We start from the raw sequence: 11,874 nt of genomic DNA, 5'->3' as shown, positions 1-11,874 counted from the left end.
TTATTTTTTAAAGATTTGTATTGTATAATGGCAGTATCTGCGTATCAATTGTGTTTGTTAAAGGACTATTTCCTTCGTTATTCCACATTTTGTATTTAAACCTGATTTTCAAGTTTTCTATTCCAGAAATGGTTTTGCTGCTATGCATAATCAAAGCTTGCGAGTAATCCTTTGAATGCAGCACACTATATCCAGATATTGGATTTTCTAATTCATCTAAAACAGAAATAGTATCTTGAATTTCTTCTAAAGGCATTTTTGGAATATTAAATGGCTCTGGATTTCGAACTAAAAGCGCTATTGTTGCTCCCGTATTTGTATCAATAATTCTGTTAACTTCAGTACCCTGTGCAGGATCAAGAGGAGATAGTTTTAAGATTCCTTCAGTCGCACGATCAAACAAATGCTGATATTTTGTTGCCATTGAATCGCTCAATGCATTTGTAGCAGTATCAGTTTTTGGAGCGATTACATAATGCAGCGCATCAATACGTTCCTGATCTAGATTAACATTCACATCATATAAAGCTTCTTTAGTTTTTTCTTCATTCACAAAATAACTCTGAACTTGTTCTTCAAAATCTTTGTAGCGTGAAGTCTGGAATCCAAATTGATGTACAAGGATGTTTTTGCTTTCGCTTGAAATTCCTATTTGCGCACCATCAAAAAAGTTATTGACTAAAACAGTATACAGTTTAGAAGGTTTTAAATTGGTTAAAGTTGTTTTGTATTTTAATGATTTTGGTCTTAAAGGATCTCCTAACTCAAGAGTGCATCGCGTCTTAGAAGGATCTTCAATAAAATTGTTTAACATTCTAACACCCAATGGAATTCTAGGATCATTATCATCAGTCCATTCTTCGCTATTATCTTTTTCTATCGGTTGTGGGTAAGCGATTTCTTCTTCTCCTTCTTCCAATGGTTTTATTGGATATTCAATAAGAAGATCAGTTAGCGGATCTTTGATGAAAAGATTTAGTTTTCCTTGAATCTCAGGTCTTCCAGTTTCGTATGGAGCCCAATCTTTAAACATGTGTGAAGTATAAGTACTCGTAAAGAATAAAGAAATGTCACACTGTTCGTTGCCGTAGAATGAAGGTTTAGATTGTAATAAACTTCCATCTGCATTTGGATAAGAACGATTATAATCCAGATAGCTTCTTAATGATGTCAGCGGAGATTTAGACAATGCTGTCAATTCATTTTTTGCCGGCGGATTTTGAGGATCAATTGCTTCAGGATCCTTAACCGGGAAGTGTCCAATTGGCCCAAGGGTTTTAAAACCATAATAATATTTAAATTCTGTTGGATTCTTTTTATTATCATCAACCGTATCTGTTAAGGTAAAATCTAAACAGTATGTTGTATTTGGTCTCCAAATTGGCTGTACTGCTGTTTCGACAGCACTTTTCATCGCTTGTAACTGCTCAGCTACGGCAGGAATATCCAAAATCGTTTTATTATGATAATACTCTTCTTTGCTAAACCAATCTACTCTCTGAATATAAGTAGTGTAATCAAGTTCTGGATCTTCAGTATTTACTAGACTTGAACAAATAACAGCATCAGTTGTAATTATGTTCGAATTTTTAATGCTTCTTCTAAAATCTAAACCGCTAATTAAATCCATTGTAGTATAATTGACACTTCCGCTTGTTAAAGCAGTTGTCGAAGCAGTTACAGAAATTTGTTCGGCAGGATGTAAAGAACAATTATTAAACGCATCGCTAAACAATGAAAAATAAACGCCTTTTTCTTTTGGTTTGCTAGAAAGCATCAAAATTTCATTTACAGACGGTTCATTTTGGATATGAATGATTGAAGCATCCGTAACATTTGTTTCTCTTTTAATTAATCTTGCTTGGGTTAAAGTCTCATTCAATACAAACAAATAATGTGTATTGTAAGCTACAACCGAATGATCATTTAATGTTTGATTAGATAAATAAATTGCCGAATCAAAAATGTTGTCATTTTTTACTAATGTAAGAGCATTTCCGTCAATTTGCGCCAAAGCAAATTTGCCATTTGATAATTTAACCGAAAGCAATGTTTTATTATTCGCAATTATGGCATCGACAATTTCAACTACTTCAGTTGTAGAAATTGCTTTTGTATCTGTTACTGTAATTACTTTCGATACATTGTTGACATTTAAACGGATAACTTTTTTATCCTTGGTAATCAAACTAAATTCATTCTCATTATGCTGAAGAACTTTGATTACTTCTGAGTTAACTTTAGAACGATAAACCACAGTTCTGTCGCTTCCTTTAATCCAGCTGATTTGAGTTTCATTAGACAATGTATTAATCCAAAGAAGATCATTATTTGCTAATGGCAATATTTTGTTAAATCCTAAAGAATAAGTATTCAAATATTGCGTTCCTAAAATCGGATTTAATTCTTCATCCATTTCAACAATTGCAGTTGCAGCAATAGGAGAGAGGCATCCTACAATAAAATCAAGATCGATTGTTGCTTCTCCAATTCCTTTGCATTGTTCTGCATTCAGAGCTTGAGTTAAAATTAAATTACCATTTACAAGCTGTAGAGAAGTTACAATTCCATTAATTAAACGTTCTCTAATAATAGCACCATCAGAATTGACATGTAATAGAATAGTAGTTTTAGGATTCTCTTTTGGATGGAACGTAATCACATACGAATCATTAAATTTAATTACCTGATCAAAATCGTATAAAGCTCTTCCATTATAGCTATAATAATGAGTAAAAGTCAATGCATTTGGATTGCTTTCAGCATTAGGATTTTCATTACCAGCATCCAATTTCAGATTTGTCAATTCAGTCATTAACGAATTGTATTTGGTAATTTTTATAGGATCTGTTAGTGTAATTTCTGTTTCTCCTGTTCGCTCATCATAAATATTACCAAATAAAGCAGCAATCTCATTTCTAATTTCTCTAATACGTTTTGCATTTGCTGAAACTGGAGTAATTAGAATTTTATCTATCTTTTTCTTTTGCCCATCAATTTCTTCAGTGTATAAGGTTATAGCATTTGAAAATTCTGCTTTCGAATAAGTTTGTTCTGCAGAAAATACGCCCGTCTTAGTTTTGCTAAAACCTACAGGCATGTATGATACTAATTTGTCACCATCATTAAATGTAGCAGTATAAGCTGTAATTTTTACTTCTTTTGCTTGAGTTGTAAGTCTTAATTCTGGATCAATTGCTGATTCAGGGAAAATAATTTCTAATTCGTTTTCATTTTTAAATGATAAAGATCTACTGTATCCAAAATTATTCTGATCAGCAGTAATACTCATAAAATCTCCGCCTTCCATAGTGTAGTTGCCAACAATTAGAGGAAGTTCTCCGACAAGTCTAAAAAACAATCCATTAATTTTATCGGCTTCGTACTGCATTGGCACATAATAGCGTTTCCCAATTTGTTTGTTAAGGAAATCCATGTGCTGTTTCTCAATTTCTGTTGAAGCACAGAACAATTTTGTAGACGTAATTCCCAATTGTTCAGGAACATGCCATCCTGGTTCTGCCGCACTTAAAAATGAGAACGGATTTGTCGCTAATACTCGAATAGAGTCATACTGGTCAATTGCTTTTTGCCAATGTGCCCAAGGTAATTTCTTTAATTCCTCATTTCTTTCAGTATCTTTTACGACTGCTTCAAAAGGATTATAATCTACCCATTCAGAGCCATTCCAAGATTTCAAATTGATCGATTTGATTCCGTATTCATGCTTAACTTGACGTATTGGTCTTCCGGCTTTAGATGTCGCTTCAGGAGGCATTAAATCAGTATAGTTTTTGGCCTCAGCCGTATATCCGCCAACTTTTTTGGCTAATTCAGTACTAGGCACTAATCCTTTAGCCGTTTTAATGTCGATATAAGTATCTAAAGGAATTACTGACGTAATAAACTCAGGTCTTGGCGTACCGTCTGGATAAAGTTTTTTGCTTTCATAATTTTTTTCTCCAGCAGATTTGAAATAATCCAAAGCAAATGCCTGATTGGTTAACATATGAACTCCTTTAACATTTTCTAAAGTTCTATCATCTTCGCCATCTCCAACAGTTCCTTTTGGAAGCGGACTGTAAGGTGTACGGTCAATAATTCGGTTAAGATCCCATTGCAGTTCAACAGAGAATTTTTTACGAACTCTCACAAAACCAATTTTTATTTTTACACTTAAGTCTAGTCTAGCATAAATTAAGAAAGGTTTAAATGATTCGACAGAGAATATGGTATCTAACGCAATTTCTACATTAATGATCCAAAGCTTAATTTGAATTCCTCCACCGGCAGTAATATAACCACCCATTTGAGGACGTTTGAACGATATTTTTCCTCCCATTTCTAGATAAGCCCATAATTTGACTTTGGCTGGTCCAAAACTTTTATCGAGTTTAAAATCTAATCGAGCTCCAGCTTCAATTCCCTGAGCAGAAAGCATAATGAAAGCTTTTGCTTTAAATAAGGTTAAAACTTCAGCTTCGATTGGTTTCTCTTTTGTTCCGAAATTAACATACCAAGGTTTCTGATTTTTAAAGAAAAAACCAGCTTCTAATAATGCAGTGAGTCTAAATATCTGACCACCATCTTTAGGAATACTGAAATCAGCCCCAGCGGCTAGTTCTAAGGAATCATCTCCAAAAGCAACCATGGCAAAGAATGGCGGATTGCTTGGATCATCTTCAATTAATCCTAATCTTGAAGAAATAACATTCAGTCCAGCCTCAATATAAAATAGAGTAGGCAGAGACAATAAAAGCATGGCTCTCAACGACAATACATGCCCACCATCTGCAACTGTTCCAAAAGTGGCTCCAGCTCCAATAGAAAATGGAGAATTGTACTGCATAGAGTCTGGCGGTCCACTGAATTTTTTAATATTGATACCTGGTTTCGGATGTTTGTAATATTTATACCATGAATCGTCTTTTGTTAATCCTACAGCTTCCTTGGTGGCGACATATCTAAACCCTAATAAACCTCTAAAGGCATTAATAGCCAAGAATCCAAGCGGAATAGGAACGGGAAGTTCAATACTTGCGTCAATTAAGAAGGCAGGATATTTAGGCATAAAACGCATGCCGACACTTCCTGAAATTTTTGCTTTTGGCAGTTTTAAGCCAACTTCACCAATAAATTCCTTAGATTTTCCTGGTTCAGGAAGCGAAATCATACCATTGATAATTGCCATAGCCGAAGCTTCTGTAGCAGTTCCTGGAATAATTAAATCGACTTCGATAGTTTGGATTCTTAAAAAAGAATCTTTTGGACCTCCATCTGTAGAGTAATAAAATTTAACTCCTTCGCCACGGGCATCAACTCCAAGCGGATTAATACTGATTGCGCCATCAAATCCCCAGAAATTATATTTACGGCCGTTAATTTGGGTTGAACCAAAGTTGATGTTCGTAACCGCCATTTGAACTGGACCTAAATTGACAGAAAGACTGATTGGAATAGGAATAGATCCTCCCTCAACTTCAATATTTCCATCGCTGTATACACGCAGTTTTTCAACCTCAAATCCTTTTCCTTTTAATAAACTTCCCATTAAAGTTTCTTCAGGAAAAGAAACATAACAAGACGTTCCTAAATAGTAATCTTCATCTTGTTTACCAAGTTCGAAACTGTGGAAATCAATATTTACTAGGTCAAAAAGATTTGCCTGTGGTTTATTATCTTTTGGGAATGAAGCAGTAAGGTTAAAATCTCCATCATCATATAAGTGACCTTCAAGATTAACTTTTAATGGATCTCCATTTTTTTCTTTAAGTTTAGGAATTTCTAATGCGCCTTTGATGTTAGAGCTGGTAACTTTATTTTGTTTGAAAGTAATATCAAATTTATTGAATCCTACTTTGAACCCTTTTTTCTCAGACCCAATAGTTTTCCAAAGCGTATTGTCATAGAGTTCTGCTAGGAAGTTTTGATAATCTTTAGCATCAGTAAAAACATAAATTGTAGAATCATTAATAGTTGTTAACGATAAAGGATAATCAAATGCATACGGTAGATTTTTACTATTCAATTCTTGTAAAAAGACAAGTAAAGACTGGTAATCAGCAATTTCTTTTTTATTGGCCACACCATTTTCGTCCTTTTCGAACATGGTGATTGGGTAATTAAAATTGAATTTGTCGTTGAAATAATTAAAAGTACCATTTGTACTTGGAACTGTTTCCAGATAAATATTTCCAGAAAGTCCGCCAGTACCAATTAACAAATCTGAAGCACCAATTTGTAGTGTTGGAGTTGTGCTTCCTGGAGTTTCAGGAACTTTATTAAACCATTTTGAAGGAAGAGTTACTGAAACAGCACGAGCATAAACTCCAACGAAATCATTTGGGCGTCCGTCAACATCAGCTTCTGAGATATTGGTTTTCTTGCTTAAATCGACTTTTAAAGTGTCTAATTGAAGAAGTAAACCGGTATTGCCAATCATGGCATAATCTGATGGTTTGAGTGATCCTCCCATTTCTAATTGATAGCCAATGCCTTCTTCGGTATCAGCATACAATTGTGCCTGAGCAAATACGAACATCGATTTTTCAGTTCCAGTACCATAATCAGAACCATCAGATTCGACAGGTTTTAAGATGTTTCTTGGAAACTCAATTCCGGCGCTTAAAGCTAAGGTTGCTTTTGCTTTTGGAGTAATAATTCTTTTAATGTGAGCTTCGATTCCATCTGGAGCTACAATGTTGTAGAAATCTTGCAATTTTTGCTTGATTTCGTCTAAACTAAAACCTTCTCTAGCGATATAAGTTCCGAATAATAATAGCGGAATCGATTTTGTAATTACAGTACTATTGTTGATTAGGTCAATAATACCGCCAATGGATTGTTCTACACCAGTTGGAAACTCCAGATCAGTATTTTGAAGCGCATTAATATCTTCTAAAAGCTGTTCGTATTTTGTTTTTCCTTCTTCGGCTTCAACAAAAATATTCATTATATGAGCTACAACTTGTTCTTCGCTGATGCGGAAAACCTGAAGACCCACCGTATAAAAGTCCTCCATAGAAAAGGAGAAACTGCTGGAGCTGAATGTTTTTAAGAAAGCCAGAATTTCCCACTGATATTCTAACGTAATGGGAAATGATGATATAGAAGAATCATTGTCTTTTAGATCTGGATTAAGAACCAAACCTAGACCAAAAGGCAGAGGCAGCGCCAGTTTTTTGCTTGATACAATATCAAGACTATAAAAGGCAGAATCACCACGATATCCTTTTGAATATTGTAAATTTTTGTAATGAATTTTATCAAAAATGGAATTCAAACCATCTTCGACAAACGATAAGAATTCTGGTAAATCGTCTACAGTAATTACCTCGGATAATCTCGGATAATATCTCGCTGTAGGAATTGGAACCGCAGGAATTGGATTAGTTGGCATATTCTAATTTTGTTTTTGACTTTAATTTTGTTCGTATTCAGAATGATTAAATTGTAGTTAGATCAAACCAATCTTGGGGTGTAAATGCATATTTTTTTTTTAGGGATTTTTCTAAGCAGTTTGAACAATTTATTCGCCTAGTATTTTTTCAAAAGACTGTGTTTTTTAAGAGGTTTTTATTCTCTTTTTTTCTTCTGACAGTGTAAAGATGAGCCTAAAAAAGGAGCTTAAAAAAGAGCTGCTTAGTGGTTTAACATGGGTGTTCTGGGGCTTTACAGGGTTGTAAAGAGAGTGGATGATATCAAGATATCACTTTGGGAGACGTGATAAATAAACTATAAAGAACTGTTATTAGAAGTAAAGGAATATTGATTTAAATGTTTTTCTTAAATTGGTTTATTGTAATTATATAATTATCTTAATTGTAGATGTACTATTTTCTAATAAGCTGAAATAAGCTATAATCAGTATTAAAGATTTGATAGGTAGCGTTCGAATTAATATCCAAAGTTGTTAATATTCTAAAAGAAACTAACATATCTTGTTTTAATAGATCATCAATGGCTAATTTTAAATTTTCTGTTCTAGATCGTGACGAAGATTCGCTTGAGTAACTACTTTTAAGACCAGTTATATAAATATGTTTGTCTCTAAATACCTGAACCGCGATTGTAGATTTATGATTTACAGAGAATGGAATTCCTCCATTAGGCAAGTTTGATACTGATTCTTCAAAACTTGAAATAGTATACCAGGTTGATGGTTGTGAAGAATTTGAAATATTAATTTGAAGTTCAATTTTTGCATTGGTTACTTCAGAATGCCAACGACTTTGAACCGCCAAAAGAGATATTTCATAAACATCTTTTTGTAAATTACCATTGTTGAACAGTTTTTGATTGCTAACAATATTTGTTATCGTCGTTTGTTTGCCGATAGAACCATTTCCCCAGATATAAACTGGTAAAGAATTTATATCATAATAGTTGATTATATATTCTGTTATTAAATTACGTCGAATACCTTTTAAACAGTAATATATACCAGCATCGTCACTTTCTATCGCACCATTGACAGGAGTGGTAGTTAATGTTCCCTTAGGTATAATTAAAGGAGGGGTTGCAATTGTTCCGGCGGCAAATGTAACTTTATTAGTAAAATTCCAAGCTCCAGAAATTGTTTGTGTTTGAGACTTAACCCACTGCCACCAATTGAAAAGCTTAGAACGACTTACAACTTTGTTGTCCTCTGCAACTGATGTGGTACTTTGCGTTTCAGAATCACTTGCAATTGATGCTGTGAGTTTTGTATTTTCTAAAGTTTTTCCCATTTCGGCTGTTAGAGCCTTATCTGTTCCTCCTGTAACTAAATTGTTGATTAAAGAGGCATTTATATCATTACCTGAAACATCTATTGTATAAAGTTTCAAGTTCCCATTTTCATCAGTACTTAAAACTTTGTTTGTAGATAATTTTCCATCATTTCTTATTGAAGGGTAGCTTTTTAATTTTATATCTTTTTCAAAACTTACTTGACCTTCAACTGACCATGCATCTTTATAAATTCTAGTCAATGTTCTTGTTTCTCCTTTCATAGAAGTAAGAGACTGATTGCTAATAAAGTTTATTCCTTCGCCAGCAACAGTGACTGTTCCGTTGCCTGTTTGAATAAATCTAACAGTATGTCCTGTTTTAAACTCAACATTTTCTTGAGTAGGAATTATAAAAGTAAATGGAAGATCAGAATTAAATACTATGGTCTCATTTATATCGTTAAGCTGTAAAGTATAGGTAGCATTTGTTGCTTGTGTTATGTTTTGTCCCTTTAATCTAAAATTTTCAAGTACCCAGTCAAATACTGCCTTTACGCTTGGATATTTTGTTTTGCTTGAAGAATCAGTGCTAATGCTTGTTGATTTATTTGAAATGTCTTCCTTGGAAGCAAGATTACTAATGTTGTTATCAATCATATCCTTTAAGACTTTCCCTTGTCTAGCATCTAAAGATTTTCCTTCTGTTGTACAATCTAAGGCATTATAACTTTCGGCTTGAAGATTGTTTACATCACTAAACTCTAATTCACCATTCTGATTTGTTTTTAAAATTTTGTTTGGCTGATTTTTTTCTAAGTCCGCCACTCTGATTCTGTTGTGATTTGTACTCATTTTTAATTAATTTTTACGGGTTTTTAATAATTTACAGGCTTTTAATCGGGCTTATAGGGGATTACCGTAATTCATTCAGATATATGTAGTACTTACAAACAGTTGTTGATTTTGGATGATTGCAAGTAATCCTGAATGTTTAAAAATTGTGTTAGTGGCGTCACAATAGGGTTTTATTTTACAGAGCTGTAAAATAAAGAAATAGGTTTGTGTACTGGCTTCGATATAGCCAATAATAGATTAGGGAAACTTATGGTTTTAAGTTTCCTGAGTTTTTTAAAATGTAATTTTTTGGAGTTTAAGAGATTTGATTTTCTCTTTTGATTTTAAAACAACTCAAAGATTTTTGTCTTTGAGTTGTTGTTTTATTTTACGTTCACGAGTGGGACGATCGTGCCAGCGAAGAGATCAAATCAATCTTTGCGGGCACGGATTGCAAATTCGCGCGATCGTTGCTGAGATAAATCCGCGCGATCGGGATATCGTTGCGGAGCAAATCTGTGCGATCGGGTTAAAATTAATCTTCATAAACTACCATAATTGGAGTATTTTGATTTAAAGATTCCTGTAAAAGTTCTTTTATTTCTACTGCCATATCAATATAGTAATCTATATCCTCAGGGACATATTCATGGTCAACACTTAAATTTGAAGTCCAATTATTTCTATTTCCGTTATTAACTTCAATTTTTAAACTATCGAATCCACCATATTTCTTCCACATACTTAATGATTCATTTTGTAATGAAGGTATAATTTGATTCGTAATAAATTGAATACTTTCTTGAATGTGACTTATATCAAAATGTGCTGGCATATCATCAAAAGAGTTTAAATTACCTATACTAATATGATTGTTTAATCTAAAAACTGTTTCTTTTTCTAATAAAAAATAAAGTTTCGCTCCTAAATTAAAATTTATATTCTTTGCATAAAACAATAAAACATTTAATTCATCTCTTCTAAAATAAGTATCTGTATTTCCAATAATGTATCTAATATCTAATGCCATAATTTTTTTATCGTTTTAATCTGTTATTATTCTGTTGTATAGGCTTTTATATAGTTCCTCTTTTGTCGTATTGAATGTAGAAGGGTTTATTTCTGTAAAATCATTTCTAGAATAAGGAGTTGATTTTAATTTTTGTTTGAAATCTGATAATGACATTGTCTTTGATTTACCAAATTTATCAAGATATTTTATTTCTATAAAAGATATTTGATTCATATCATGTGGTTTAGATACATCTTTCCATACTTTTTTTTCTTGGCCTAAAATGTATAATTTCGCATCATCTATATTTTCAGGTAAATTTCTGAAAAATTCTAATTTTTCTGCATCATCATATCTATTACTCCCTGTACTTTTGAACGTTTTACCAATATCAAGTTTGGCACTATATGGAGTTTTAATTTTGTTTGTGACGTTATCAATTACTATTGCATCAATATCCAAATAAATAGATGGTTTAAAATCCGTACCATTCGTTTTTTTGAATAAAATATCAACACTGTACATTACATCTTCATTTTTCGAAATTAAATTATTTAAGTAAATTCTCATAGGTTTTCCCGATCGCGCAGATTTACTCTCAATCGTTAGCGCGGATTTGCAATCCGTGCCCGCAAAGATTGGACACAATGCAAATCAAAAAAAATCAATTGTTGTTGATGTTTTCTAGAACGGAATAGATTTTTTTCAAAACAGATCTAACAAAACAACATCTAAATCATTCTCTAAGCCTGAATAATTCCTTGCCGAACTAAAATAATAATCTTCAGATGAACTAACAGTTTTATCTTTTACGGGATTGTTATGGATGTAATCTATTTTTTGCTTGATAAATTTATTGCTGTAAATATGTTCTGCATGATAGCCATTTTGCCATACTTTATAAGTCTGGTTCTTTTTTAAATGTTCACATGATTTTTGAAAATATTCCAACATCCATTCTCTTCTGCTTTCAGGTTCATCTATTATAGTCTGTATTATTTTTTTTGATGTAAATTTTTTAAAATCTCTAATAATATCGGATAATACAAAACCATTCGTTCCTTTGCAGAGCAAATGAATATGGCTGCTCATAATACAATAGGCATAAATTTCTAAACCTTTATTCTCCTGACAATACTTTAAAGCACTTATTAGAATGTTTTTCTGATTTAGTCTTGTAAATATATCTATCCATCCTACAGCAGTTACAGTTATAAAATATGCTTCCTCAGTTGTTGTTGCTTTGTATTTTGTCGACACGTTCTTTTTTCCTACAAAAATAAAAAGTATAGTGGAAAGTTTCACTTTTTATTTGTG

At 32.7% G+C, this 11,874-nt stretch carries 5 protein-coding genes; all 5 read right to left on the bottom strand.

All coding sequences use genetic code 11. The annotated features are described in order from the left end of the window. Positions 1 to 7: 7 nt before the first annotated feature. A complete protein-coding gene (locus DM444_RS14500; protein ID WP_111287856.1) occupies positions 8 to 7,399 on the bottom strand; it encodes a hypothetical protein in 7,392 nt (2,463 codons plus the stop codon). A 433-nt stretch (positions 7,400 to 7,832) separates the two neighbouring features. Next, on the bottom strand, positions 7,833 to 9,563 hold the full coding sequence (locus DM444_RS14495) for a hypothetical protein (RefSeq protein ID WP_111287854.1): 1,731 nt from the start codon (positions 9,561 to 9,563) through the stop codon (positions 7,833 to 7,835). A gap of 517 nt (positions 9,564 to 10,080) precedes the next feature. Next, positions 10,081 to 10,575, bottom strand: coding sequence for a hypothetical protein (locus tag DM444_RS14490; RefSeq protein ID WP_111287852.1), 495 nt, complete (start codon positions 10,573 to 10,575; stop codon positions 10,081 to 10,083). 15 nt (positions 10,576 to 10,590) lie between these two features. Continuing rightward, positions 10,591 to 11,127 (bottom strand): hypothetical protein, encoded by a 537-nt coding sequence (locus tag DM444_RS14485; RefSeq protein WP_111287850.1) that lies wholly within the window; start codon positions 11,125 to 11,127, stop codon positions 10,591 to 10,593. A gap of 135 nt (positions 11,128 to 11,262) precedes the next feature. Continuing rightward, positions 11,263 to 11,817 (bottom strand): REP-associated tyrosine transposase, encoded by a 555-nt coding sequence (locus tag DM444_RS14480; RefSeq protein ID WP_111287848.1) that lies wholly within the window; start codon positions 11,815 to 11,817, stop codon positions 11,263 to 11,265. Between the last annotated feature and the right edge of the window lie 57 nt (positions 11,818 to 11,874).

Source organism: Flavobacterium ginsenosidimutans (genome assembly GCF_003254625.1).
GTDB lineage: Bacteria > Bacteroidota > Bacteroidia > Flavobacteriales > Flavobacteriaceae > Flavobacterium > Flavobacterium ginsenosidimutans.
Note: the sequence above shows the minus strand (reverse complement) of the source record. Positions and strands in the feature narration are given on the sequence as shown.

Bases quoted from the DNA above. Each gene is read 5' to 3' on its own strand.
- DM444_RS14500 (WP_111287856.1), bottom strand. From the start codon at position 7,399: ATGCCAACTAATCCAATTCCTGCGGTTCCAATTCCTACAGCGAGATAT.
- DM444_RS14495 (WP_111287854.1), bottom strand. From the start codon at position 9,563: ATGAGTACAAATCACAACAGAATCAGAGTGGCGGACTTAGAAAAAAAT.
- DM444_RS14490 (WP_111287852.1), bottom strand. From the start codon at position 10,575: ATGGCATTAGATATTAGATACATTATTGGAAATACAGATACTTATTTT.
- DM444_RS14485 (WP_111287850.1), bottom strand. From the start codon at position 11,127: ATGAGAATTTACTTAAATAATTTAATTTCGAAAAATGAAGATGTAATG.